General features: G+C 69.4%; 20 protein-coding genes. 10 read left to right on the top strand and 10 right to left on the bottom strand.

The genetic code is table 11. From position 1 onward, the window contains the following. Positions 1–6 precede the first annotated feature (6 nt). The 3 genes from Q344_RS0114560 to Q344_RS26135 are packed head-to-tail and all read left to right on the top strand — an operon-like array spanning position 7 to position 2,548. Entirely contained in the window at positions 7–786 is a 780-nt protein-coding gene (locus Q344_RS0114560; protein WP_028287387.1) for a fumarylacetoacetate hydrolase family protein, read from the top strand. Then, the gene (locus Q344_RS26140) at positions 786–1,859 is read left to right on the top strand and encodes an Ldh family oxidoreductase (RefSeq protein ID WP_028287386.1); all 1,074 of its coding nucleotides are present in this window, start codon (positions 786–788) and stop codon (positions 1,857–1,859) included. Before Q344_RS0114560 ends, Q344_RS26140 begins: the two co-directional genes overlap by 1 nt. Then, complete coding sequence (locus Q344_RS26135) at positions 1,856–2,548, top strand: substrate-binding domain-containing protein (RefSeq protein WP_028287385.1); 693 nt, start codon at positions 1,856–1,858, stop codon at positions 2,546–2,548. Before Q344_RS26140 ends, Q344_RS26135 begins: the two co-directional genes overlap by 4 nt. Positions 2,549–2,551: 3 nt before the next feature. Here Q344_RS26135 and Q344_RS0114545 read toward each other — a convergent pair whose 3' ends face one another. Further along, positions 2,552–3,460, bottom strand: a complete 909-nt coding sequence (locus tag Q344_RS0114545; protein ID WP_028287384.1) for a TauD/TfdA dioxygenase family protein — start codon at positions 3,458–3,460, stop codon at positions 2,552–2,554. A gap of 203 nt (positions 3,461–3,663) precedes the next feature. On the opposite strand from Q344_RS0114545, the gene Q344_RS0114540 reads away from it, so the two are divergent. Further along, complete coding sequence (locus Q344_RS0114540; protein WP_028287383.1) at positions 3,664–5,988, top strand: Tex family protein; 2,325 nt, start codon at positions 3,664–3,666, stop codon at positions 5,986–5,988. A gap of 27 nt (positions 5,989–6,015) precedes the next feature. Here Q344_RS0114540 and Q344_RS0114535 read toward each other — a convergent pair whose 3' ends face one another. Next, entirely contained in the window at positions 6,016–7,305 is a 1,290-nt protein-coding gene (locus tag Q344_RS0114535) for an NAD(P)/FAD-dependent oxidoreductase (RefSeq protein ID WP_169739197.1), read from the bottom strand. Between the two features lie 10 nt (positions 7,306–7,315). After that, a complete protein-coding gene (locus Q344_RS0114530) occupies positions 7,316–8,887 on the bottom strand; it encodes a gamma-glutamyltransferase (protein ID WP_028287381.1) in 1,572 nt (523 codons plus the stop codon). A 201-nt stretch (positions 8,888–9,088) separates the two neighbouring features. Here Q344_RS0114530 and galE point away from each other — a divergent pair, with 201 nt between their 5' ends. Further along, positions 9,089–10,072 carry a UDP-glucose 4-epimerase GalE gene (gene galE, locus Q344_RS0114525; protein WP_028287380.1) on the top strand — a complete coding sequence of 328 codons (984 nt, stop codon included), beginning with the start codon at positions 9,089–9,091 and terminating at the stop codon, positions 10,070–10,072. Between the two features lie 418 nt (positions 10,073–10,490). Continuing rightward, entirely contained in the window at positions 10,491–13,445 is a 2,955-nt protein-coding gene (locus Q344_RS25580; RefSeq protein WP_084178416.1) for a LamG-like jellyroll fold domain-containing protein, read from the top strand. Between the two features lie 65 nt (positions 13,446–13,510). Here Q344_RS25580 and Q344_RS0114515 read toward each other — a convergent pair whose 3' ends face one another. The 7 genes from Q344_RS0114515 to Q344_RS0114485 all read right to left on the bottom strand — a co-directional run bounded on the left by Q344_RS0114515 (position 13,511) and on the right by Q344_RS0114485 (position 20,524). Then, positions 13,511–14,095, bottom strand: coding sequence for a VOC family protein (locus Q344_RS0114515; RefSeq protein WP_028287379.1), 585 nt, complete (start codon positions 14,093–14,095; stop codon positions 13,511–13,513). Positions 14,096–14,161: 66 nt separating this feature from the next. Further along, on the bottom strand, positions 14,162–15,343 hold the full coding sequence (locus Q344_RS0114510; RefSeq protein WP_028287378.1) for an MFS transporter: 1,182 nt from the start codon (positions 15,341–15,343) through the stop codon (positions 14,162–14,164). A gap of 1 nt (position 15,344) precedes the next feature. Continuing rightward, positions 15,345–15,701 (bottom strand): TraR/DksA family transcriptional regulator, encoded by a 357-nt coding sequence (locus Q344_RS0114505; RefSeq protein ID WP_028287377.1) that lies wholly within the window; start codon positions 15,699–15,701, stop codon positions 15,345–15,347. Positions 15,702–15,769: 68 nt separating this feature from the next. After that, the gene (glpD, locus tag Q344_RS0114500) at positions 15,770–17,332 is read right to left on the bottom strand and encodes a glycerol-3-phosphate dehydrogenase (RefSeq protein ID WP_028287376.1); all 1,563 of its coding nucleotides are present in this window, start codon (positions 17,330–17,332) and stop codon (positions 15,770–15,772) included. 125 nt (positions 17,333–17,457) lie between these two features. Next, positions 17,458–18,942, bottom strand: coding sequence for a glycerol kinase GlpK (gene glpK / locus Q344_RS0114495; RefSeq protein WP_028287375.1), 1,485 nt, complete (start codon positions 18,940–18,942; stop codon positions 17,458–17,460). A gap of 71 nt (positions 18,943–19,013) precedes the next feature. Next, on the bottom strand, positions 19,014–19,838 hold the full coding sequence (locus Q344_RS0114490; RefSeq protein ID WP_028287374.1) for a GNAT family N-acetyltransferase: 825 nt from the start codon (positions 19,836–19,838) through the stop codon (positions 19,014–19,016). Continuing rightward, complete coding sequence (locus tag Q344_RS0114485) at positions 19,835–20,524, bottom strand: GntR family transcriptional regulator (RefSeq protein WP_028287373.1); 690 nt, start codon at positions 20,522–20,524, stop codon at positions 19,835–19,837. Before Q344_RS0114485 ends, Q344_RS0114490 begins: the two co-directional genes overlap by 4 nt. 244 nt (positions 20,525–20,768) lie before the next feature. On the opposite strand from Q344_RS0114485, the gene Q344_RS0114480 reads away from it, so the two are divergent. From Q344_RS0114480 to Q344_RS0114465, 4 genes are all read left to right on the top strand, one after another. Next, positions 20,769–21,740, top strand: a complete 972-nt coding sequence (locus Q344_RS0114480; RefSeq protein ID WP_028287372.1) for an ABC transporter ATP-binding protein — start codon at positions 20,769–20,771, stop codon at positions 21,738–21,740. A gap of 48 nt (positions 21,741–21,788) precedes the next feature. Then, a complete protein-coding gene (locus tag Q344_RS0114475; RefSeq protein WP_028287371.1) occupies positions 21,789–23,060 on the top strand; it encodes an ABC transporter substrate-binding protein in 1,272 nt (423 codons plus the stop codon). A gap of 142 nt (positions 23,061–23,202) precedes the next feature. After that, complete coding sequence (locus tag Q344_RS0114470) at positions 23,203–24,108, top strand: ABC transporter permease (RefSeq protein WP_051630751.1); 906 nt, start codon at positions 23,203–23,205, stop codon at positions 24,106–24,108. Between the two features lies 1 nt (position 24,109). Further along, positions 24,110–24,946, top strand: a complete 837-nt coding sequence (locus Q344_RS0114465; RefSeq protein ID WP_028287369.1) for an ABC transporter permease — start codon at positions 24,110–24,112, stop codon at positions 24,944–24,946. The last annotated feature ends 1 nt before the right edge of the window (position 24,947 follow it).

The raw sequence follows: 24,947 nt of genomic DNA, 5'->3' as shown, positions 1-24,947 counted from the left end.
ACATCCATGCGCTGGTGCAGGTTCGAGGAGGACGGCCGCGCCGTCCATGGCATCGTCGAGGGCGACCGCGTCGTCGCGGTGGAGGGCGATCCGTTCAACGGCCACGCCCCCACGGGCCGGGTCCACCGGCTGTCCGGGATCCGTCTGCTGCCGCCCGTCGTCCCGCCGACCTTCTACGCCGTCGGGCTCAACTACGCGCGCCACATCCGCGAAGCCGCCGACCGCAAGGGCGTGCCCGCCGACCTGCCCACGCAGCCCGACGTCGGCTACCGGGCCAACAACGCGCTGATCGGCCACGGCGCCGACATCGTGATCCCGGAGGGCGCCACCAGGGTGCATTACGAGGGCGAGGTCGTCGCGGTGATCGGCCGGACCGCGCGGAACGTCTCGGAGGCCGAGGCGCTCGACCATGTGCTGGGCTATACCATCGGCAACGACGTCTCGGAACGGAACTGGCAGCGCAGCGACCGCACCTTCTGGCGCGCGAAGAACGCGGACACGTTCAAGCCGATGGGTCCGTGGATCGACACCGAGGCGCGGCTCGACCGGATGGAGACCATCGTGCGCCGCAACGGCGAGGAGACGATCCGCTTCCGCACCGACGACATGATCTTCGGCGTCGCGACCTTCATCTCGACGATGAGCCGCTACCTGACCCTGCACCCGGGCGACGTGATCTGGATGGGCACCGACGGCTCCTCGCCCGACCTGCAGGCGGGCGACGAGGTCGAGATCGAGATCACCGGCATCGGCACCCTGCGAAACCGCCTCGTGGGAGCCTCGTGATGGGCGCGGACCTGCAGACCCACCAGAGGCAGATCGCCGACATCCTTTCGGCCTGGGGCATGCCTGCGCGGAACGCCGCGCGCACGGCCGAGGTGATGGCCTGGACCGACCTGCACGGCGTCGACAGCCACGGGATCTCGATGCTGACGGTCTATGACCGGCACGTGAAGGCCGGGCGCCTGCGGATGGCGGCGGAGCCGCGGGTGATCGCCGAAGGGCCGGTCCACGCGCTGGTCGACGGCGACGGGGGCCTGGGGCATCCCGCCGCGCGGCTCGGGATGGAGCAGGCCATCGCCAAGGCGGCGGCGGCCGGGATCGGCATGGCCGCGGTCCGGAACTCCGCCCATTTCGGCGCCTGCGGGTATTACGCGAACATGGCCGCCGAGGCGGGGATGATCGGGCTCGTCACCACCTCGGCCTCGCTGGTGCAGGTCGCGCCCGCGGGCGGCGCCGAGGCGCGGCTCGGGACCGATCCGCTCGCCTTTGCCGCCCCGGGCGAGCCCGGCCGCCCCTTCCTGCTCGACATGGCGACAACGACCGTCGCGGCGGGCCGGATCCGCAACAAGGAGAACGAGGGCCTGCCCTGCCCGCCCGGCTGGCTGCTGACGAAGGACGGCCAGCCCTCGACCGATCCGGCAGAGGCGCGCGCGCGCGGCGGATACCTCACCTCGCTCGGCGGCTCGCTCGAGGGGTCGAGCTACAAGGGCTACGGGCTCTCGGCGATGGTGAACATCCTTTCCGCCTGCCTCGCGGGCTCTACACTCATCACCGACCCGCAGCATCTGAAGAAACCCCAGGGCATGGACATCGGCCACTTCTTCCTCGCCATCAACCCGGCCGTGTTCCGCCCGGCCGACGATTTCCGCGCCGACGTCGCGGCCTTCTGCGACGCGCTCCGCGGCACCCGACCCGCCACGCCGGGCCAGCCGGTGATGGTCGCGGGCGATCCCGAACGCGCCCATGCCGAACGCCGCCGGCGCGAGGGCATCCCCGTCGCGCCCGGCCTGCTCGAGAAGCTCAGGACCCTCGCCGCCGAAAGCGGCGCGCCCTGGCACCTGGGGGCACCTGCTTGAGCGGTCTGCGCCTTCTGGCGCCGATCGCCGTGCAGGCCCTGTGCGAAGAGCTCGTCGCGCAGTTCGAGGAGGTGAACGGCGTGCCGGTCTCGATGTCCTGCCTGCTGAACCCCGAGGTGCCCGAGCGGCTGCGCGAGGGGGACACGCCGGACCTCGTGCTCACCAGCCCCGCCGACATGGAGGCGCTGATCGCGGCCGATCTCGTGTCGCGCGACATGCACCGCCCGTTCGGGCGCCTCTCCCTCGCGCTCGGGCGGTCCTGCGAGATGACCGATCCGCTGCGCACCGTCCCCGAGCTGCGGGACTTCCTGCGTGACGCCCGTGAGATCGCCTATACCGAGGGCGGCGTCAGCGGGCCGGAGTTCCTGGCCGCGCTCGAAGAGCTGGGGCTGACCGAAGAGCTCGGCGACCGGCTGCACCCGATGGGCGCCGGTGAGCCCGCCCGCGCCGCCGCCGCGGGCAAGGTCGACCTCGCCGCGGCGCCGCTGCCCGTGATCCTGTCGACGGTGGGGCTGAATCCGGTCGCGATCCTGCCGAGAACCCTCGGCACCGATGCCGACATCTCCATGTCGCTGACCCTGCCCGGCCAGGACCGCGACGCGGCGCATGACCTGCTGAACCACTTCTCGAACGAGGAAAGCGACCCCCTGCTCAAGGAGCACGGGGTCGCGCGGTTCAGTTTCGACTGACGCTCAGGCCGCGCCGGCGTGGCTGAGTGCGTCCTGCACGAAGGCAGGCTCGAAGATCCGGTCGGCATAGACCTGGCAGCGCAGCATCTTGCGGTGCTCCTCGGGCCGGTAATCGGCCTTCGCCGTGTGCAGGGTGCCGATGTGGTCCCAGATCAGCACATCGCCCTTCGCCCAGTCGTGGGTGTACTGGTACTTGTCCTGCAGCTGGTGCTCGAAGAGGAAGGTCAGGATCTCGTCGCTCTCGGCCCGGTCCATGCCCTCGATGTATTCGGCATAGCCGGGGTTGGCATAGAGGATCTCCTCCCCCGTGATCGGATGGGTCAGGAACAGCGGATGCCGCACCGGCGGGCGCTTGGCCCGTGCCTCGGGACTGAGCGGCGGCCGTTCCGAGCCGGGCCGGGCGCGCATGTTCTCCCAGAACTTGTTGAAGTCGTGCACGCAGATCGCGTCCTTGAGCCTTGTCTTCATCTCGTCCGGCAGATCGACATAGGCCGCCCGCATGTTCGCGAAGACCGTGGCGCCCAATGGCTTGCCGTCGCGATGCGGCACCTCCTCGGCAAAGAGCACGTTCACGAAGCCCACCACGTCCATGTAGCTCATGTCGGTGTGCCAGTCCTGCCCCGCATCGGCGAGCCCGATGGGCTTCCCGTCCTCCTTGATGTTGGACAGGATCATGACCTCGGGCTGGTCCGGGTGGGTGAACTGCCCGCTGACCGAGACCTGAAGCCCGCCGAATTTCTCCGAGAACGCCTTCAGGCTGCGGGCGTCGAGGCTCTGCTGCGGAAAGCAGATCACCCCGTGGCGTCCGAGGGCCGCGACGATGTCGCCGAAATCCGCATCGCTCAGCGGCTGCGACAGGTCCACGTCGCTGCCAATGGCGCCCATCACGGCGCCGGTCGGTTCGATCCTCATGGTCTCCTCCCCAGGTTCGAGTGCCTTGAAAGGTTATGACATCATGCCCGCGGCACGAAGCCCGGCGCATCATCCATCACAAGCGTGACAGGGCCCGCGCTCGGCGGCTTCCCGATCACCATCGCCCGCGCGGGCGGCTTCGCCCTTCCCCGCCCCGCGGCGCAGCATTATGAAGGGTGTCCAACAGGCAGAAGAGGGCTTCCATGGATCGCGCCACCCGCATCAACCAGACAATCGGGACCGAGATCGGCGCCGGGGCCGCGCAGGTCGCCGCCGCTGTCCGCCTTCTCGACGAGGGCGCGACCGTGCCCTTCGTGGCGCGCTACCGGAAAGAGGCGACCGGCGGGCTCGACGACACGCAGCTCCGGACGCTGGCCGACCGTCTGGGCTATCTGCGCGAACTGGACGACCGGCGCGATTCGATCCTGAAGTCGATCACCGAACAGGGGAAGCTGACGGACGAGCTCTCGCGCGCCATCGCCCGGGCCGAGACCAAGGCGCAGCTCGAGGACATCTACCTTCCCTACAAGCCCAAGCGCCGCACCAAGGCGATGATCGCGCGCGAGAACGGGCTCGAGCCGCTCCGCGACGCGATCATGGCGGACCGGAGCGCGGAGCCGGAAGCGCTGGCGGCGGGGTATCTCTCGGAGGCCGTGCCGACGGTGAAGGACGCGCTGAACGGCGCGCGCGACATCCTGACCGAGGAGCTGGCCGAGAACGCGGGGCTGATCGGAGACCTGCGCGCCTACCTCCAGAAGGAGGCGCTGCTGACCGCCAAGGTCGTTCCCGGGCAGGAGGAGAAGGGAGCCAAGTTCTCGGATTATTTCGACCATTCCGAGAAATGGGCGGGCGTCCCCTCGCACCGGGCGCTCGCGATGATGCGGGCCTGGAAGGAAGGCGTCGTGCAGCTCGACATCGGGCCGGATCCGGAGGTGGGCCAACCGCGCTGCGAGGACATGGTGGCCTCACGGCTTGAACTCACCGGCACCGGGCCGGGCGACCGCTGGCTGCGCGGCGTCGCGGGCTGGACGTGGCGGGTGAAGCTCGCGTCCTCGATGATGCTCGACCTGATGGGCGATCTCCGCGCGCGGGCCCAGGACGAGGCGATCGCCGTCTTCGCCCGCAACCTCAAGGACCTGCTGCTGGCTGCCCCCGCGGGCTCGCGCCCGACGCTGGGCCTCGATCCCGGCATCCGCACCGGCGTGAAGGCCGCCGTCGTGGACGCGACCGGCAAGGTGGTGGCGACCGAAACGCTCTATCCGTTCCAGCCCAAGAACGACCTGCGCGGCGCGCAATCGGCGATCATGGCGCTCATCGCGAAACACGGGATCGAGCTGATCGCCATCGGCAACGGCACCGCCTCGCGCGAGACCGAGAAGATGGTGGCCGACACGCTGGCCATGCTGCCCTCGGGCGTGCAGAAACCCACCAAGGTGATCGTCAGCGAAGCCGGCGCCTCGGTCTATTCCGCCTCCGAACTGGCGGCGCGGGAGTTTCCCGATCTCGACGTCTCGCTGCGCGGCGCCGTCTCGATCGCGCGGCGGCTGCAGGATCCGCTGGCCGAGCTGGTGAAGATCGAACCGAAGAGCATCGGGGTCGGCCAGTACCAGCACGACGTGGACCAGCACCGGCTGGCAAAGTCGCTCGAGGCCGTGGTCGAGGACGCGGTGAACGCGGTCGGCGTGGATCTGAACACCGCTTCGGCGCCGCTGCTGGCGCATGTCTCGGGGCTGAGCGCGGGGCTTGCCGAATCCATCGTGCTGCACCGGGATCTCAACGGCGCCTTCGGTTCGCGGAAGGACCTGCTGAAGGTCTCGCGCCTCGGGCCCCGCGCCTTCGAGCAATGCGCGGGCTTCCTGCGCATCCGCGACGGGCAGGAACCGCTCGACGCCTCCTCGGTCCACCCCGAGGCCTATGACCTCGCGCGGCGGATCGTGAAGGCCTGCGGGCGCGACCTGCGCGCGATCCAGGGCGACCCGAAGGTGCTGAAGGGCCTCTCGCCGCAGCAGTTCGTGGACGATCAGTTCGGCGAGCCCACGGTGAAGGACATCCTCGCGGAGCTGGAGAAGCCCGGACGCGACCCCCGGCCGACCTTCAAGACGGCGACCTTTGCCGAGGGCGTGGACGACATCAAGGATCTGAAGCCCGGGATGCGGCTTGAGGGCACCGTGACCAACGTCGCGGCCTTCGGCGCCTTCGTGGACATCGGCGTGCACCAGGACGGGCTGGTCCATGTGAGCCAGCTGGCGGATCGCTTCGTGAAGGACCCGCACGAGGTGGTGAAGGCCGGCGACGTGGTGCAGGTCCGCGTGACCGAGGTGGACGTGCCGCGCAAGCGGATCGGGCTGAGCATGAAGAAGGACGGCGGCGCCTCGGCGAAGGAGGCGCGCGACGCCCGCGACACCCCCCGCGACCGGCCCAGGGGCAAGGGCGCGGGCAAGGCGCAGCACCAGGCCGGGCCGAAGGGCGGCGGCGCGCAGCACGGCGCCTTCGGGGCCGCCCTGCTCGACGCGATGAAGAAGAGCTGAAGGCCCCCCGCCGCGCGGCGGCTCCCGTCAGGTGAGCCGGGCCTTCAGGTCGGACCAGGCGAGGACCGCGGCGACGCCCGCGGGCCAGAACGGCTGGAAGGGGATCGTGCGGATCGGGCTGGCCGGAAGTGGCAGCGCCTCGGCCCGTCCCCCGGTCAGCCGGGCCGCCAGCCGCGGGCCGAGCGCGGTGGTCAGCGCCACGCCGCGCCCGTTGAAGCCGAGGCAGGCGAGGCCGGTCTCGCCGATCTCGTGGACATGCGGGTAGTGATCGCCGGTGATCGCCACCCGCCCGTTCCAGCCGTATTCCCAGCCGACCGCCCGCAGCTCGGGCCAGAGGCTCTCGGCCAGGGCGATGAGGGTGGCGCCGGCCCGCGTCCCCTCGGCCGGCGATTGCGGCCCGCGCCCGCCGAACAGGAAACGGCCCCCCGCATCCACCCGGTAATAGACGGTCTTGAGGCCGGTCTCGTAAAGCACCTCCCGCCCGGCGAGGATCCTCCGGCGGAGGTCCTCCGGCAGGGGCCGCGACGCGGCTATGGTGCTGAAGACCGGCATAAGGGAGCGCTTCAGCCGGGGCACCAGCCCGTCGGAATAGCCGTTGGTGGCAAAAAGGACCTTCTCGGCCCGCACCGTCCCGCGCAGGGTCTTCAGGACCCAGCCGCCCTTTTCCTCGGCCGAGATCACCGGGCTGTCGGAATAGACCCGCGCCCCCGCCGCGACCGCCGCCGCGGCCAGCCCCCGGACGTATTTCAGCGGGTTCACCTGTCCCGCCACCGGATCGTAGAGGCCGCCGGTGTAGCGCTCCGTTCCCGCCGCCTCGGCCATTCCGACCGCGTCCATCGGGCGAACGGGGATGTTGCGGCGCTCCATCTCCGCGACGAGCGTGTCGATGTCGCGCGCGCCCTCGGCATCCGTCGCCGCCCGGTAGCCGCCGCCGTTCGCGTAATCGCAGTCGAGGCCCAGCCGGGCGACCAGCGCCTTCAGCCGCGAGGGGGCGTCATAGGAGAAGGTGACGGCCTCGGAGCCGATATCCCGCTCGACCTGCGAGGGCGACCATTTCAGCCCCGAGTTCACCTGCCCGCCGTTGCGCCCCGAGGCGCCCCAGCCGGGCTCGTTCGCCTCGAGCACCACGCAGGCGGTCCCGCCCTCGGCCAGTGCCAGCGCGGTCGAGAGGCCGAGGATCCCCGCCCCGACGATCGCCACGTCCGCCCGGGCCTCGCCCTCCAGCGCCACGCGGTCGGAGGCGGGGACACCGGCGGCATAAAGGCTCCCCGGCAGCGCGGTGCCGGGGGTGGTGCGGATGCTGTCGCGGAGTTTCAAGCGGGGCTCCTCAGGCCATCTCCTCGCGGAAGGCATCGCCCCAGGGGGTCATGATCTCGGTGCAGCCCGCGTTCTTGCCGTCCCGCCGCATCACCCCGCTCGTGCAGGCCCAGTTCAGCGGGTAGACGTGGCGCGGGCGGCTTTCGAGCTTGTGCTGCGCCGAGAGCGCCGACAGGGCGGCCTCGGGGATCGTGTCGTCGGCGACGATGGTCGAGGTCGAATAGTCGATGCGGGGATGGTGGAAGGCCTCCTCCATCGAGAGCCCCCGGTCGGTCATCAGATGCGCGAGCTGCGCCACCGCCCCGACGATCTTCCGCCCGCCCGAGGCGCCGATGGCATAGCCGCCCTCGGGGGTGATGGCGATCGCCGGGCAGATGTTCATCAGGCAGGGCTGGCCGGGGGCGAGGGAGTTGGGCTTCCCCGGCTCGGGATCGAACCACATGATGCCGTTGTTCATCATCATGCCGGTCGCGGGCGAGAGCGTGCAGGCGCCGAAGATCGACAGCAGCGTCTGGGTCCAGGCGACCATGTTGCCGTCCCGGTCGATCACCGAGAAATGCGTCGTGCAGGCGGGCTGCTTCGGGCTTTCGCCGTCGTGGCCCATGGTGGCGATCCGATGCGCGTAGGCGCCGTGGAGCGCCTCGGCCAGCGCCTCCCATCCCGGTGTGTCCATGGCGGCCCGGGCGGCGGGTTCGGGCAGACGCTCGAAGATGCCGCCGAAGGTCGGACCCGCGGTCAGGCCGGGCAGCACGTTGAATCGCGCGCCGCCGCGGTCGAAGGCGTAGGGGGCCTGCCACTCGGCCGCATAGGCGGCGAGGTCCTCGCGCGACAGGCTGCCGCCCTTGGCCTGCACGTCGGTCACGATGGCGGCGCCGATCTCGCCCTCGTAGAAGGCCTTGGCCCCGCCCTTCGCCAGCGCCGCCAGCGTGTCGGCCATGCCGTCCATCGCGATCCGCGGCAGGCCGCTGGCGGTCCAGCCGGCGACCGGGGCGTAGACGCCGTCCTGCAGGAACATCGCGGCGAGGTCCGCGTCGGTGCCGATGTTGCGCGCGGAGGAGGCGATCAGCAGCGAGGCGTACCAGTCGACGAGCAGCCCCTCGCGGGCGAGCGCCTCGGCCGGGGCCAGCAGGTCGGCCCAGGGCATCGTGCCGAACCGTTCGTGCGCGGCGGCGGCGCCCGCGACCATGCCGGGGACCGCGACGGCGGTGCCGCCGCGCAGGTTGCGATCCTCGACCACGTTGGGCCAGGGGAAGAGGTCGGAGGCGGTGCCGGTGCCGGAGAGCGGGTAATCCGCCGGATCGAGCCCGGCCGGAGAGCGCATGCCGAAGTTCAGCGCATGGGTCTCGCCGGTCGCGGCGTCGTGATAGACCATCCCGCCGCCGCCGCCCGGCCCGCTCATCCACGGCTCGACCACGCCCATGGCGAAGGCGGTGGCGACGGCCGCGTCGATCGCGTTGCCGCCGGCCTTGAGCACCTCCGCCCCGGCGCGCGCGCCCTTGCTGTGCTGGGTGGCGACCACGCCGCCCTCGGTTTCGACGACGGGTTTGCGGGTGACCTGCGAGGTCGAGAAATTCGGGATCATGTGGGCCTCCTTGTCGGCGCGGATGTTCGGCGGGAAGCGGCGAAGGTGCAAGCGGATGCGCACCTCCTGCGCCCACCTGTCGGACCCCGGGGATCCGGAGCGCACCGGAGCGCTTCGTGCGGTGCAAACGGCCACCATTTCATCTGGTCCCGCCCCGCCCCTTCCCCTAAGCTCCGCGCCGGGGAACATCAGGAGGCATACATGGCGAAGGTTCTGGTCACCGGCGGCGCGGGCTACATCGGTTCGCATGCCTGCAAGGCGCTGCGGGCCGCGGGGCATACACCCGTCACCTTCGACAATTTCTCGACCGGCTGGCGCGACGCGGTGAAGTTCGGGCCCGCGGAAGAGGGCGACCTGCTGGACCGCGCGCGGCTGGACGAGGTCTTCGCCACGCACCGCCCCGACGCGGTGATGCATTTCGCCGCCTTCAGCCAGGTCGGCGAGGCGATGGCGAAGCCCGGCCTCTACTGGCGCAACAACGTCATGGGCTCGCTGAACCTGATCGAGGCCGCGGTGGCGGCGGGCTGCATGGACTTCGTCTTCTCCTCGACCTGCGCCACCTATGGCGAGCACGACAACGTGGTGCTCGACGAGGAGACCCCGCAGCAGCCGCTCAACGCCTACGGCGCCTCGAAGCGCGCGATCGAGGAGATCCTGCGCGATTTCGAGGCCGCCCACGGGCTGCGCCACGTGATCTTCCGCTATTTCAACGTCGCGGGTGCCGATCCCGACGGCGAGGTCGGAGAGCACCACCGCCCCGAGACCCACCTGATCCCCGTGATGCTCGAGGCCGTCGACGGAACCCGCCCCGGGCTGACCATCCACGGCACGGATTACGACACGCCCGACGGCACCTGCATCCGCGATTACGTCCATGTCTGCGACCTGGTCGATGCGCATGTGCTGGGGCTGGACTGGCTGCGGGCGGGCAAGCCCAGCCGGGTCTTCAACCTCGGGACCGGCACCGGCTTCTCGGTCCGGCAGGTCATCGACGCCAGCCGCGCGGTGACCAATCGCGAGGTGCCCCATACCGAGGGTCCGCGCCGCGCCGGCGACGCGACCAAGCTCGTCTCGGGCTCGACCCGGGCCGAGTCGGAGCTGGGATGGCACCCGACCCGCTCCACGATGCCCCAGATGATCGCCGATGCGTGGCTCTGGCACCGGACCGGCCGCTACGAAAGCTGAGCGGAAAGCTGCCGGAACCCTGACACCCTGCTGACTCCCGCTCAACCCTACGATGCGGAATCGGGCGGGGATGAGCGTGGAATCGTCATGCAGGGGCAATCCGCGGCGGAAGCCTGCTTATGTTTCGCGATCCGGAACAATCAATTTGTACACGTTACAGGCGATTGCTATCGCGGTTTCCAGAAGACGGGGTAATCGCTGAACGTGTGGATGATTTTGGTGCGGTCAGGGGCATGCCTCAAGACCGCCACAAACTTGCACCGAATTTACCGATCTCCGACCGCAATGCCGCCCTCTGTGCCTCTAGAGATCAGGCTCAGAGACAAGTTCTGTTTCCATGGTGACATGTTTTTCCTCCGAGGAGACACGTAAACCACTGCCGGCGCCGTGATCGCGCCGCGAGCCACAGAGGCTTCTGATGACCATATTGCACCTTTCACCCGACATGCGGGTCGACGGCAACCTGACGCAGAATGATCTGGGCACCACGCTCCAGCCGGGGGACGAGACCATCGCCGCCCTCGCAGATCAGGACGGTCAGGACGCCCCCCAGATCGAGCCGACCCCCACGACGGCCGAGACCGACACGCTCGGTCCCGAGTTGACCGAACCCGACGCAATCACGCTGTCCACGATCGAGACCGAACCGCTCGCATCGCCAGAGGTCGACACCAGCGGGCAGACCATCGCGCCCGCGCCGTCCGACACGGACGCGCCCGTCATGGCGGCCTTCGCGGCACCGGTCACGGAGACCGCCTCGGCCAGCCTCGCCGCGCCGGCGGGGATCACCGTCAGATCCGCGGACGAGCTGATGAAGGCGCTGGCCTCGGCCAGGGGCGGCGAGACGATCGTGCTGGCCGACGGCGATTACGGCAGCCTCTCGATCAGCGGCAAGGCCTTCTCGAGCTACGTGACCATCACCTCGGCCACCCCGCTCGGCGCGACGTTCGACGACATCACCATCAGCAATTCCAGCTTCGTCCGGATCGACGGCGTCCACGTCGACAGCCCCAGCAACGGCAGCGGCGCGGCGAGCCTTGTCCACGTGACCGGCGGCAGCCATGACGTCGAGATCCTGAACAACGAGGTCAATGGCCGCGTCGACGGGGATTACAGCGGCTATTACGGCCTGTCCTCGTCCGAAGGCGCGCGCAACGTGACCTTCGCGAACAATTACGTGCACGACGTGAAGAACGGCGGGGCCTTCTTCAACACCGACCAGCTCGACGTCGTGGGCAACACGATCGACTACATCGGCAACGACAGCTTCAAGTTCCTCGGCGTGAAGAACACCCTGGTCGAGAACAACACCGGCGCCCGCAACATCTTCCCGTCCGACGGCGCCCACCTCGACTTCATCCAGTTCCAGGGCTCGGATTCGAGCGATGTCGTCATCCGGGGCAACGTGTTCCTGCCGGGCACGCGGTCGGACGTTCAGGGCATCTTCATGGATGATGCCAGATACACCAACATCCTGATCGAACAGAACATCATCGTCACCTCGATGATCCGCGGCATCTCGGTCAGCAGCGGCAGCAATGTGGTTGCACGCAACAACACCGTGCTCGACGTGCAGGGCACCGGCAGCAAGGCGACCTTCGTCATCGTCGACGGCGAGAGCTACGGCAACATCCAGGGCGGGTACGAGAACTTCTCGGGCCTCGGCGAAAAGGGCGGCAACCTGACGCTCCAGCAGACCGACACGGACAGCCCGTGGCATTACGACAAGTTCTTCGCGAACGCGGACCGGGGCGTCGGCATCACCCTCGCCGACCTCGCGCCGGTGGACGGCAGCCTGGTCGAGAAATACGGGGCCTATGACCGCCTGCAGGAACTGCTGGGTGCAGGGCCGACGGACCCGACCGATCCCACGGATCCGACCGATCCGACCGACCCCACGGATCCGACCGATCCGACCGATCCTACCGATCCCACCGATCCCACCGATCCCACGGATCCGACCGATCCGACGGACCCCACGGATCCGACGGATCCCACCGATCCCACCGATCCAACGGATCCCACCGATCCCACCGATCCCGCCAAAGGCAAGCTTCTCTTCGGCCTGCCCGGGGCCGTCGCGATCAACTCGAGCACGGATGTGGTCGAGGTGGCCCCCGATCCAACGCTCGAGATCGCGGCAGGGACCATTTCGTTCACCTTCGAAGCCGACCGGATCGGCGGCAAGCAGGGCCTTCTGACCCGGGATGCCAGCTATTACGAGGGCGGCGGCAATCACCTCAGCGCCTATCTCGACGGCGACCGGCTGAACGTGCGCTTCCAGGACGGCAAGGGCGACCAGGTCATCTCGGTCGGCGGCATCAAGGCCGGCACGGAATACGACCTCCAGATCACCTTCGACGGCAAGCAGGTGGAGGTCTTCGTCGACGGCGCCTCCATCGGGTCGGCCGACTTCTCCATGACCTGGACCAACAACGCCGAGTACATGCAGATCGGCGGCCTCGGCTGGGCCAGCAAGACGGGACAGCCCGGTTTCGCCTACCCGCTCGACGGGACCATCTCGAACGTGGCGGTCGCAGATGCGCGGCTGACCCCGACCGAGATGACCGACCTGATCGGCACGGCTGGCTGGCCGGATCCCGATCCGACACCGGACCCCGATCCGACACCCGACCCGGACCCGGAACCGGCGCTCGATGTCGTCTACAGCCAGACCGGGGACATCGTGATCTCCTCCGCCGCCGACGTGGTGGAAGAGGCGCCAACGGCCGCCCTCGCCCTTCAGGAGGCGACCATCGCCCTGACCTTCGCGGCCGACCGCCTGGGCGGCACGCAGGGCCTGCTCGCCCGGGACGCCAGCTATTACGCGGGCGGCGGCAACCATCTGAGCGCCTATCTCGAGGGCGACACGCTGAACGTCCGCTTCCAGGACGGCAGCGGCGATCGGGTGTTCCGCTTCGACGGCATCGACGCGCAGACGGAGTACGATCTCCAGATCACCTTCGACGGCGCCCGGGTGGAGGTGTTCCTCGACGGCACATCCCTCGGAGAGGCCGCCTTCGGAACGACCTGGGCCAAGAACGGGGAGTACATGCAGATCGGCGCCCTCGGCTGGGCCAGCGATACGGGCAAGGCCGGGTTCGGCTACGTGTTCGACGGGACGATCTCGGATGTCTACGTGGTCGAAGGCGTGCATGGCACCGACGAGATCGCCGGGCTCATCGCCTCTACCTCCGCCGGGGACGAGATGGTCTTCGCATCGCGCACCGCCGACAGCCCGCAGGATGTCCTGCTGCTGACCGACCCGGTGGAGCCCGGCCTCACCGCCCCGCTGAGCGATCCGGCGCTGGTCGAGCCGACGCCGGAGCAGCAGACCGAGACCTTCGGCGCGGACGACTTCCTGTTCGCCTGACCGCCTGGTCCTGAACGACACCCGGAAAGCCGCCGGACCCCCGGCGGCTTTCCTGCATCAGCCCCTCAGGCGTAGGGATCGGCCGGCGCCCGGCTGTCCGACAGCGTCTGCTGAGAGCGCCGCACGATCAGCTCTATCGCGTCGGCGAGGTGCTTTTCGGCGATGTTGTAATCCCCCGCCGCGACGCGGATGCGATGCGCCTCGATCATCACCTCGGCATGGGAGGACCCGCGCGGCGGCTCGAACCGGTAGGAGGCGAGCTCGATCAGCAGGCCCAGCGGGTCCTTGAAGTAGATCGAGTCCATGAACCCGCGGTCCTTGACCCCGGAATGCCTGATGCCGCGTTCGTCCAGCCGCTCGACCGCCTGCGCGAAGGTGGCGTGGCTGACGTTGAAGGCGAGGTGGTGCACGCAGCCCGGATCGGTCGGCGTGCGGTCATGCACGGGGGTGCGCTTCTCGTTGGTGAAGATCGTGATCAGCCGCCCGTCGCCGGGGTCGAAATAGAGATGCCCCTCGTCGGGGTTGTCGAGGTTCGGCTGGTCGAAGATGAAGGGCATGCCGAGCACCCCTTCCCAGAAATCGATCGAGCTCTGCCGGTCGGCACCGGTGATCGTGATGTGGTGCACGCCCTGGACCTGAAGCTTGCGCATGGTTCCTCCCCTTCTTGGCTCATTGTCCGAGGATATAGAGGCAGGCTCCTTCGGTCCAATCCGGCGTCAGCGCACAGGGGTCGCGCGCAGATGCCCCCTCAGCAGGATCATCGCCACGGTGAAGGGAACGAGGACGGCAACGAAGGAGCCGGGCACCGCCCAGCCGGTCCCGAAGCGGTCGATCGCCGCCGCGCCCGCCAGCGGGAAGACGGCGGAGGCCGCGAAGACCGGCAGCGCGAGCATCCCGACGGTGCGGGCATAGGTGTCGGGGCCGAAGATCGACAGCGGCAGCGCGCCGCGGGCGATGGACCACAGCCCGTTGCCGGCCCCGTAGGCGATGAAGGCAAGGGTGGCGGGCAGGCCGGCCCAGAGCATCCCGAAACCCGTCACCGCGAAGACGGCATAGGCCACGAAGGTCCAGACCGGGTGGTGACGGCCGCGCCCCAGCATCTCGACCACCCGCGCGCCGACCTGGCTTGGTCCGATGACGGCGCCTAGGGCGACGGCCGCGGCCAGCGTCGCGCCCTCCGAGGTGAGGATGGTGATCAGGTGCACGGACCAGAAGGCCGCGACGCCTGCGGTGACGGTCATCGCCAGCGCGATCATCCAGAACCGCGGGTCGGCCAGCACCGAAGGATCCCGCCCCGGCCCGTCCTTGCCCGTGGCCGGTTTCGGCAGCGGGTTCGCGCGCGGCAGGCCGAAGAGGCAGACCGGCGCGGTGACGAGGAGGTGGATCCCGGCATAGGTGAGGCAGGTGCCCCGCCAGCCGATCCATTCCACGAGGAAGGCCGAGAGCGGCCAGCACACCGTCGAGGCGAAGCCGCCCCAGAGCGTCAGCGCCGTGATCGGCGCCCGCGCCTGCACCCCGAAGATCCGCCCCAGCGTGGCGAAGGCCGCGTCATAGAGCCCCGCCGCCATCCCCATGCCCATGAGCACCCATGCCCCGAGGTAGGCGGCCGGATGCTGCGCCAGCGCGATGGTCACCAGCCCCGCGGCCAGCAGTCCCATGCCCGAGGCCATCACCTTGCGGCCGCCGAAGGCCTCGATCAGCCGTCCGACGACGACGGCGGAGAGGCCCGACACCAGCAGCCCCATCGAGATCCCGCCGGTGACGAGGCCGGTGGACCAGCCGGTCTCGGCCCGGAGCGGGTCCGAGATCACCGCGAGCAGGTAGAACGAACTGCCCCACGAGAAGATCTGCACCAGCCCGAGGGCCGAAACGACGCGGGTCTGTTCCGAAACCCGCATGTCAGGCCGCGCAATCCATGCAGCGCGCCGCGGCCGGGTCGAGGTCGAGCCGCTTCAGCCCGATGAACCCGCCGCAATCACCGCAATAGCCGAATTCGCCCTCCCCGATCCGCGCCAGCGCGGCCTCCAGCGCCCGGATGCGCGCCAGCCGCCGCGCCTCGGTGCGTGCCGCCATCGCCTGGTTCCGGAGCGCGTCCATCCGGCTCAGCCGTCCGACACTCTGCTGGTCGAGCGTGACCGGCCGGCGCGCCTCCGCCCCGGCCTCCGAGGCGGCCCGCAGCTCGGCGATCTCGGCGGCGAGGCGCGGGCGGTATCGGGCGGCGAGCGCGGTGTCGCCGGGACTCTCGGGGCTTGGCATGGTGTTTCCGACCTTGGACCGAGGGCGATGCTAGGCCCCGCCGGAAGGGGCTGCAAGGTGGGTCCGGCTCATTCCGCCCTGAGGTGATCCGCGATGAAGGCCTCCAGCGCCGCGACCTGGTGCTTTTCCAGCTCCAGCCCCAGCTTGCTGCGGCGCCAGAGCACGTCTTCGGCCGTCTGGGCGAATTCCTTCTCGATCATCCAGACCACCTCGCGTTCCGTCAGCGTGGCGCCGAAGTCGCGGCCCAGGTCCTCGGCCGACCGGGCGTCGCCCAGCATGTGACGCGCCTCGGTCCCGTAGGCCTGCACCAGCCGCTGCGCCCACTCCCGCCCGAGGAAGCCGTAATCCGTCGCCAGCCGCACCGCGAGCGGGCCGAGACCCCCGGCCGCCATGTCGCCGCCCGGCAGCGGCACGGTCCCGGTCCAGGCGGGCAGGATGGTCTCGAAATGCGGGGCCAGCAGGTCCATCGCCTCCTCGGCCTGCTTGCGGTACATGGTCAGCCGCCCGGAATAGAGGCTCAGCATCGGCGGGCCGTCGATGTCGTCCATGTCGAGCACGCAGTTCCGGTCGGCGCGGGTCGCGCTGTCTGCATCGTCGAGCGGCGCGCTGCGGACGCCGGTGAAGCTCCAGACGACATCCTCGGCGCGGACGGGCCGACGGAAATAGCGGCTGACGAATTCCAGCATGTAGCCCTGTTCGTTCTTCGTCCCGACCGCCGGCGCATCCGCATCGGGATGCGCGACATAGGTGGTGCCGATCAGGGTGTGGTTCCTGCCGAAGGGCAGCGCGAAGATGTAGCGCCCGTCCTTGGCCTGCAGGTAATACCCCTTGTCGTGCCCGAAGAGCGCCGGGACCACCGCATGGGAGCCGCGGACCAGACCCGGCGCCACGGTCTCGACCACGCCCTCGGCGCTCGCCTGCACCTTCCCGGCCCAGGGACCGGCCGCGTTGACCAGGGCGCGGGCGATGTATTCGCTCTGCTTGCCCTGCAGGTCCTCGACCACGACGGCCCAGTGATCGCCGTCGCGCCGGGCCGAGGTCACCAGCCGCCGCGTCAGGATCCGCGCGCCGCGCTGCGCCGCGTCGCGGGCGTTCAGCATCACCAGCCGGGCATCGTCGACCACGGCGTCGGAAACCTCCCAGCCCTGCGCGAAACGCTCCTGCAGCGGCAGCCCCTCGGCCGTGCCGCGCAGGTCCAGATCGGCCTTCGGCGGCAGCAGCTTCGGCCCCCGGGGCCCGTAGAGCGCCAGCGCGAGAGAGATCGCCCAGGCCGGTCGCCGCCCGCCGCTCCATGGCAGCAGGACGCTCAGCAGCCGCGCGGCCGGGGTGTCGGCCTCGAGCCGGAGATCGGGATCGTAGGGCAGCACCACCCTCAGCGGCCGGACGGCATGCGGGGCCATGCGCAGCAGGATGTCGCGTTCGGCCATCGCCTCGCGCAGGCGCCGGAACTGGAGCCGCTCGATATAGCGCAGCCCGCCGTGCACCAGCTTCGTCGTGTTGCCCGAGGCCCCCGAGCCGAGGTCCCCCATCTCGGCCAGCGCGACGCTCAGCCCGCGGCCCGCGGCGTCCCGGGCGATGCCGCATCCGTTGATGCCGCCGCCAATGATAAAAAGATCGACCGACTCGCCCATTCACCGTCCTTCACGGCCACCGCCCCCCGGGATGACCGCGGATCAGGATAAGACCATGTCGAGCCCGAGTGTAGCGCCGCGTTGAACTTGCGCGGCGAGTATGGCGCGAATGCCGCGCCGCCGGCTCACACCCCCTGCACCGCCGCCACCGCCCGTTTCCACGCGCCGTAGCGCGCGTCGCGGGCGTCGGCCGGCATGGCGGGCGTGAAGGTCCGCTCGAGCTTCCATCCCTCGGCGAAGGCCTCCATCCCCGGGTAGAGCCCCGCCCGCTGCCCGGCCAGCCATGCCGCGCCCAGGGCCGTCGTCTCGAGCACCTCGGGCCGGTCGACCGGGGCGCCGATGATGTCCGACAGGAATTGCATCGCCCAGTCCGAGGCGCTCATCCCGCCGTCGACCCGCAGCGCCGTCTCGCCGGCGCCGCCCCAGTCGGCGCGCATCGCCTCGAGCAGGTCGCGGGTCTGGTAGCCGACGCTCTCGAGCGCGGCGCGGGCCAGCTCCTCGGGGCCCGAGCTGCGCGTGAGCCCGAAGATCCCGCCGCGGCATTCGGCGTTCCAGTAGGGCGCGCCCAGCCCGGTGAAGGCGGGAACCAGGATCACCTGCTGGCCGTCATCGGCCTTTTCCGCCAGCGGCTGCGTCTCCTTCGCGTCCCGGATGATCCGCAGCCCGTCGCGCAGCCATTGCACCACCGCGCCCGCGATGAAGATCGACCCTTCCAGCGCATAGGTGGTCCGGCCGTCCATCCGGTAGGCGATGGTGGTCAGCAGCCGGTTCTTCGAGGTCACCGCCTCGTCCCCGGTGTTCAGCAGCGCGAAGCAGCCGGTGCCATAGGTGGATTTCATCATTCCCGGCGTGAAGCAGGCCTGCCCGATGGTGGCCGCCTGCTGGTCGCCCGCAACGCCGAGGATCGGGATCGCCTCGCCGAAGACGTCCGCACGGGCCATGCCGAAATCGGCCGCGCAATCCTTCACCTCGGGCAGCATCGCCATCGGCACCTGAAGCAGCTCGCACATCTCCTCGGACCAGCGCCCCTCGCGGATGTCGTAGAGCATGGTGCGCGAGGCGTTGGTGGCGTCGGTGACATGTTCGGCCCCGCCGGTCAGGTTCCAGATCAGCCAGCTGTCCACCGTGCCGAAGGCCAGCTCACCGGCCTCGGCCCGGGCGCGCGCGCCCTCGACATTGTCGAGGATCCACGCCGCCTTCGTGCCCGAGAAATAGGGATCGAGCAGCAGCCCCGTCGCCCGCGTCACCGCGGCTTCATGCCCTGCCTCGGCCAGGTCGCGGCAGCGCGCGGCCGTGCGCCGGTCCTGCCAGACAATGGCGCGGTGGATCGGCTTGCCGGTCGCCCTGTCCCAGACGACCGTCGTCTCGCGCTGGCTGGTGATGCCGATGCCGGCGATGTCGCGGGCGCGCACGCCGGCCTTCTCCATCGCCGCCCGGCAGGTCGCCGCGGTCGAGGTCCAGAGGTCCGCCGCCTCGTGCTCCACCCACCCGCTCCTGGGGAAATGCTGGGTGAATTCCTCCTGCGCCTGCGCCACCACGGACATCTCCGCGTCGAACAGGATCGCCCGGCTCGACGTGGTGCCCTGGTCGATCGCCAGAATATGGGTCATCTCCGCTCCTCCTCTTTCCCGTATTCGGGCGGGTCGGAGGCCGGAAGTCAAACCCCGCGTCGCGTGACGGTTCAGCCAAGCTCCATCGTGGCGATGCCGAAGAGCCGCCCCGAGGCCGCGGGCGGCGTGCCCCGGTACATCCGCGCGGTCCCGAAGGTCTCGGCGAAGCCCCGGCGCTTCAGGATGCCCACGAACCCGGGTTGGGCATCCGGCACGTCGATCACCACGTCGGAGGCGCGCAGCGCCCCGGCGGCGGCGGCGGCGAGCGCGAGCGCCGCGGCGGCGTCGGGCGCGACGACCGGGCCGATCTTGCAGCCCGCGCGACAGAGCCGCGCGGTGGCGAAGCCCGCCACCCCGCGGCCGTCGTCCAGCACCAGCGTGCGGCGGCTGCCGGTGTCCTTCACCCATTCGCGCAGGAAGCGCGGCCGCGCCACGCCGTTCGCCTGCGTATCCAGAGCGGCCACCGCGTCCAAGTCCCGCGCCGTGAACGCCCGGATCCCGTCGGCCTCCGCCTCGGGCCGCGGGCCTTCCAGCCGCAGCGTCGCGCCGCTGCGCACGAAGCCCGAGCGGGCGTAGTTCTCCTGCTGATCCGCCACCCCGTCGAGGCCGACGGTCCGGTCGCCCGCGTGTTTCATCGCCTCGCGCCAGAGCTCGAAGGCGATCCCCTGTCCCCGGAACGCCGCCTGCGCGATGTAGAAGCCGAGGAAGGCGTGGCTGTCCGAATGGTTCACCACCGAGATGCAGGCGGCGACCTCGCCCCCCGCTTCGGCGACGAAGAAGCCCTGCGGATCGGCGGCGAGGAAGGCCTGCGCGTCGCCCAGCCCGGGGTTCCAGCCCTCCTGTGCGGCCCAGTCGAGCATCCGCTCGACATCGGCGAGAGAGGCGTTGCGGATCACGGCCGCAGCGCCTCTTCCAGCGAGCGCGGCTGCGACGACTGGTCCCTGAGATCGAGCGAGGTGAGGATGTCCAGCAGGTGGCTCTTCATCAGGTCCTCGGCCAGCGCCCCGTCCCGCGCGGCCAGCGCCCGGAGCAGCTGGTCATGCGCGTGGCTCTCGCAGAGCGCCGTGCGCCGCTGCCAGTAGAGCGCGATGATCAGCGACGAGCGCGCGACCAGCTGCGCCACGATCTCCGCGATGGTGAGCTGGTCGGCGATGCGTGCGATCTCGATATGGAACTGGCCGGAAAGCTGGAGCGCACGGCCGGTCGCGCCCGCGTCGAGCGCGGCATGCTCGGCCACGATATGCGCGCGCAGCGCGGCGATGTCCGCCTCGGTCGTCCGTGCGGCCGCCGACCGCGCGGTGCGTGGCTCCAGAAGGGCGCGCGCCTCGAAGACCTCGCGCGCCTCCTTCACCGAAGGCTGCGCCACGAAGGCCCCCCGGTTGCGCCGCAGCTCGACGAGGTGGTTGTGCGCCAGTTCCTGCAGGGCGGCCCGGACCACCGTGCGGGAGACGCCGTAGATCACGCCGACCTCGTCCTCGTTCAGCTTCATTCCCGGGATCAGCCGGTGATCGTGGATCGCCTCGGCCAGCCGTGCGGCCACCGTGGCACTGCTGCGATCCTGGCTGTCGGGGTCCGAGGACATCGGGGGGGTTCCGTCTCTCATGTCCCGTGTGTCGCCGGTCCGGGTCCGATTCTCAAGCGGTCGCGGAGCGGCCGGGGATCGGACGCAGGATTGTATACACCGATGGATTACGTTCTGCGCACACGCCGGATCCAGCTGCACAAAAAGCGGGCGATCGCGGACCCGGGCCGCGCCGGGCGCCGATTCTCCTCTCTTCCCGCGCCGTCTCCGGCGCAGCCTTGGACAACAGCGGAAGGGACATCCGATGCGGACCGGCAACGACCTCGAACTCGTGCACCTGACCAAGCGCTACGGCGCCACCACCGCCGTGGACGACATCAGCCACGTCTTCCCGAACGCGAGCTACGTCTGCCTGCTCGGCCCCTCGGGCTGCGGCAAATCCACCACCCTGCGCATGGTCGCGGGCCACGAGGATGTCACCGAGGGCTCCATCCTGCTCGACGGTCAGGACATCTCGGGCCTGCCGCCGGCCAAGCGCGGGACGGCGATGATGTTCCAGAACTACGCCCTGTTCCCGCATCTCAACGTGCGCGACAACGTCTCGTTCTCGCTGCGGATGAAGGGCGAGGACAAGGCCACGCGCCATCGCGCGGCCGAGGAGATGCTCGCGCTCGTCGACATGGGACACCTGGCCGACCGGCTTCCGGCCCAGCTTTCGGGCGGGCAGCAGCAGCGCGTGGCGCTCGCCCGCGCGCTGGTGACGAAGCCGCGGGTGCTGCTGCTGGACGAACCGCTCTCGGCGCTCGATCCCTTCCTGCGGATCCGGGTCCGGGGCGAGCTGAAACGGCTGCAGCGCGAGCTCGGCATCACCTTCCTGCACGTGACCCACGGCCAGGACGAGGCCCTCGCGCTCGCCGACGAGGTCGTGGTGATGAACAACGCGGTCATCGAACAGGCCGGCCCCGCGCGCGAGGTCTTCAACCAGCCGCGCACCGAGTTCGTCGCCCGCTTCATGGGCGGGCACAACGTGCTCACCCTGCAGGGCGCCCGGGTGGCGCTGCGCGCGGACGACGTGCGGCTGGCGCGCGAAGGCCTGCCCGCGACCGTCCGGGCGGTGGAGTTTCAGGGCAACCACGTCTCGGTCACCGCGGCCCACGGCGAGGAGGAGATCCTCGCCTATGTCCCCGAGGCGCAGTTCTACGACGATCCGAAAAATCCGGGCGATGCGGTGCATCTGGCCTGGGACGAGGGGCGGCTGCACCGCCTCCTGGCCTGACGGCCGAAACCACGCGAACCAAACAGCCAATTCGACAGAGAGGATGACATGGCCAAAGCCAGAACAGGATACAGCCGCCGCGCGCTGCTGAAGACCGGCGGCGCCGCGCTTGCCGCCACCGCCTTCCCCGCGCCGATGATCTGGGCGCAGGACATCAAGGACATCACGCTGCGCCAGTTCGGCACCGGCGTGTCGAACCTGAACGACGTCGCGCAGAAGGTGAAGGAAGACCTGGGCTTCACGCTCGAGATGACCGCGCTCGATTCCGACAGCGTGACGCAGCGCGCGGCGACCCAGCCCGACAGCTTCGACATCGCCGACATCGAGTACTGGATCTGCAAGAAGGTCTGGCCGACCGGCAACCTCCAGGCGATGGATGTCTCGAAGATCAAGAACTACGACAAGATCGTCGGCATCTTCAAAAGCGGCAAGCTGACCCCGGAGAGCGAGATCGCCCAGGGCACCGCGCCGCACAGCGTGGGCTTCATCCCCGAACCGGGCGCCACCGGGTTCGCGGACGAGGAAACCAACTGGATGACGCTCATCCCGACGATCTACAACGCCGACACGCTGGGCATCCGCCCCGACCTGATCGGCCGCCCGATCGAGAGCTGGGCGGAGCTCCTGAACCCCGAGTTCAAGGGCAAGGCCTCGATCCTCGACATCTCCTCGATCGGCATCATGGACATGGCCATGGTCTGCGAGGCCATGGGCGAGGTCCAGTACGGCGACAAGGGCAACATGACCAAGGAGGAGATCGACAAGACCATCGCGATCTTCACCGAGGCCAAGCGGAACGGCCAGTTCCGCGCCTTCTGGAAGACCTTCGACGAGAGCGTCAACCTGATGGCGAGCGGAGAGGTGGTGATCCAGTCGATGTGGTCGCCCGCGATCACCGCCGTGAAGTCGCGCGGCATCGACTGCGTCTACCAGCCGCTGAAGGAAGGCTACCGGAGCTGGGGCGGCGGGATCGGCCTGTCGAAATCGCTCTCGGGCATGGAGCTCGACGCGGCCTACGAATACATCAACTGGTATCTCTCCGGCTGGGTCGGCGGCTACCTGATGCGGCAGGGCTATTACTCGGCCGTTCCGGAGACCTCGAAGGAATACATGTCCGAGAACGAGTGGGGCTACTGGTTCGAGGGCAAGCCCGCGACCGACGTCATCACCTCGCCCACCGGGGACAAGCTGGCCGCGGCCGGCGAGGTCCGCGATGGCGGCGATTTCTATTCGCGCATGGGCGCGGTCGCCTGCTGGAACGCCGTCATGGACGAGAACCAGTACATGGTCCGCAAATGGAACGAGTTCATCGCGGCCTGACCCGCGCGCCGCGGGGGGCTGTCTGCCCCCCGCACCCCCCGAGAGTATTTTCGGAAAGATGAAGAGGGGACGGAGCGCCGTCGGTGCCCGTGCCCGGTGACCCGGACCTTCGAGCTTCAGGGAATTCCGCATGACCGAGACCATGGCCACGGCCACCCCGGAACCCCAGGCGTCCGCCGCCCGGAAACGCGGCTGGCTGGGCAGCCGCCACGTGGTCGGCTGGCTGGAGGCGCTGCCGCTGACGATCGTGCTGCTGACCTTCCTCGTGCTGCCGATCGTCACCATCGTCATCGTGAGCTTCTGGCGGGCGACCGAATTCTCGATCATCCCCGCCTTCTCGACCGAGAACTACGAGTTCCTCTTCGGCTCCTCGGTGGCCTGGCGCGTCTTCGGCGCGACCTTCCGCTATGCCTTCATCTCGTGGCTGTTCTGCCTGACCATCGGCTTCACGGTCGCCTATTACCTGGCCTTCCACATCCGCAGCCAGACGACGCAGATCGCGCTCTTCCTGCTCTGCACGATCCCCTTCTGGACCTCGAACATCATCCGCATGATCTCGTGGATCCCGTTCCTCGGGCGCAACGGGATCGCCAACCAGACGCTGATCGACCTCGGGCTGATCGACCAGCCGCTCGAATGGCTGCTCTATTCCGATTTCTCGGTGATCCTGGCCTTCGTGCATCTCTACACGCTCTTCATGGTGGTGCCGATCTTCAACACGATGATGCGGATCGACAAATCGCTGATCGAGGCGGCGCGGGACAACGGCGCGAGCGGTTTCCAGACCCTCGTGCATGTCATCATCCCGCTCACCAAGCCCGGGATCATGATCGGCACGATCTTCGTCGTGACGCTGGTGATGGGCGATTTCATCACCGTGCGCTTCATGTCGGGCAGCCAGCGCGCCAACGTCGGGCGGCTGATCTCGAACGACATCGGGCTGCTGCAATATCCCTCGGCCGCGGCGACCGCGGTGGTGCTGCTCTGCACGGTGCTGATCACCATCGCCATCCTGCTGCGCTTCGTCGACATTCGGAAGGAGCTCTGAAATGGAGAAGAGATCGCCCGGCTTCTACCTGCTGACCGCCTTCTTCGCGCTCTTCATCCTGTTCCTCTACGGCCCGACGCTGACCATCGGGATCCTGTCGTTCCAGGGCCCCGAGGGCGGGCTGACCTTCCCGATGCGCGGCGTCTCGACCTACTGGTTCCACGACCTCTTCCGGGAGCAGGCGGTCGGCGACATCTGGGGCGCCTTCGCCCGGTCGCTGATCCTGGGGCTCATGGTCATGGTGACGACCGTCGTCGTCTCGGTGATGGGCGGGCTGGCGTTCCGCAAGCGCTTCCACGGCTCGGGCGCGCTCTTCTACCTGATCATCGCGAGCCTCGTGATCCCCTCGATCCTCGTCTCGCTGGGCGTGGGCCTGATCTTCAGCCAGGCGGGATGGAAGATCCACTGGGCCACCTCCGGCTTCGGCGCGCAGCTGACATGGACCCTGCCCTTCGGCCTGCTGATCATGTTCGCCGTCTTCAACCGCTTCGACAAATCCTTCGAGGAGGCCGCCCGCGACCAGGGCGCCTCGAACTGGCAGACCTTCCGGCACGTCGTCCTGCCGATCATCGCGCCCTCGCTGATCGGGGTCGCGCTCTTCGGCTTCACGCTCTCCTACGACGAATTCGCACGCACCCTGCTGACGGCCGGCAGCTACAACACCCTGCCGCTGGAGATCTTCGGCATGACCACCAACGTCACCACCCCGGTGATCTACGCCCTCGGGACGCTGACCACCGCGTTCTCCTTCCTGATCATCGCGGTCTTCATGGTCTCGGTCATCGTGGTGAACCGCCGCCGGGCGCGGCACGGGTCGGATGCGGGCAAGGGGATCTGAC

Origin of the sequence: Pseudooceanicola nanhaiensis DSM 18065 (genome assembly GCF_000688295.1) — a bacterium.
Classification (GTDB): domain Bacteria; phylum Pseudomonadota; class Alphaproteobacteria; order Rhodobacterales; family Rhodobacteraceae; genus Pseudooceanicola; species Pseudooceanicola nanhaiensis.
Note: the sequence above shows the minus strand (reverse complement) of the source record. Positions and strands in the feature narration are given on the sequence as shown.

Excerpts from the sequence above, each read along its gene's own strand:
- Q344_RS0114560 (WP_028287387.1), top strand. The coding sequence starts at position 7 with ATGCGCTGGTGCAGGTTCGAGGAGGACGGCCGCGCCGTCCATGGCATC.
- Q344_RS26140 (WP_028287386.1), top strand. The coding sequence starts at position 786 with ATGGGCGCGGACCTGCAGACCCACCAGAGGCAGATCGCCGACATCCTT.
- Q344_RS0114545 (WP_028287384.1), bottom strand. The coding sequence starts at position 3,460 with ATGAGGATCGAACCGACCGGCGCCGTGATGGGCGCCATTGGCAGCGAC.
- Q344_RS0114540 (WP_028287383.1), top strand. The coding sequence starts at position 3,664 with ATGGATCGCGCCACCCGCATCAACCAGACAATCGGGACCGAGATCGGC.
- Q344_RS0114530 (WP_028287381.1), bottom strand. The coding sequence starts at position 8,887 with ATGATCCCGAATTTCTCGACCTCGCAGGTCACCCGCAAACCCGTCGTC.
- galE (WP_028287380.1), top strand. The coding sequence starts at position 9,089 with ATGGCGAAGGTTCTGGTCACCGGCGGCGCGGGCTACATCGGTTCGCAT.
- Q344_RS25580 (WP_084178416.1), top strand. The coding sequence starts at position 10,491 with ATGACCATATTGCACCTTTCACCCGACATGCGGGTCGACGGCAACCTG.
- Q344_RS0114515 (WP_028287379.1), bottom strand. The coding sequence starts at position 14,095 with ATGCGCAAGCTTCAGGTCCAGGGCGTGCACCACATCACGATCACCGGT.
- Q344_RS0114510 (WP_028287378.1), bottom strand. The coding sequence starts at position 15,343 with ATGCGGGTTTCGGAACAGACCCGCGTCGTTTCGGCCCTCGGGCTGGTG.
- Q344_RS0114505 (WP_028287377.1), bottom strand. The coding sequence starts at position 15,701 with ATGCCAAGCCCCGAGAGTCCCGGCGACACCGCGCTCGCCGCCCGATAC.
- glpD (WP_028287376.1), bottom strand. The coding sequence starts at position 17,332 with ATGGGCGAGTCGGTCGATCTTTTTATCATTGGCGGCGGCATCAACGGA.
- glpK (WP_028287375.1), bottom strand. The coding sequence starts at position 18,942 with ATGACCCATATTCTGGCGATCGACCAGGGCACCACGTCGAGCCGGGCG.
- Q344_RS0114485 (WP_028287373.1), bottom strand. The coding sequence starts at position 20,524 with ATGTCCTCGGACCCCGACAGCCAGGATCGCAGCAGTGCCACGGTGGCC.
- Q344_RS0114480 (WP_028287372.1), top strand. The coding sequence starts at position 20,769 with ATGCGGACCGGCAACGACCTCGAACTCGTGCACCTGACCAAGCGCTAC.
- Q344_RS0114475 (WP_028287371.1), top strand. The coding sequence starts at position 21,789 with ATGGCCAAAGCCAGAACAGGATACAGCCGCCGCGCGCTGCTGAAGACC.
- Q344_RS0114470 (WP_051630751.1), top strand. The coding sequence starts at position 23,203 with ATGGCCACGGCCACCCCGGAACCCCAGGCGTCCGCCGCCCGGAAACGC.
- Q344_RS0114465 (WP_028287369.1), top strand. The coding sequence starts at position 24,110 with ATGGAGAAGAGATCGCCCGGCTTCTACCTGCTGACCGCCTTCTTCGCG.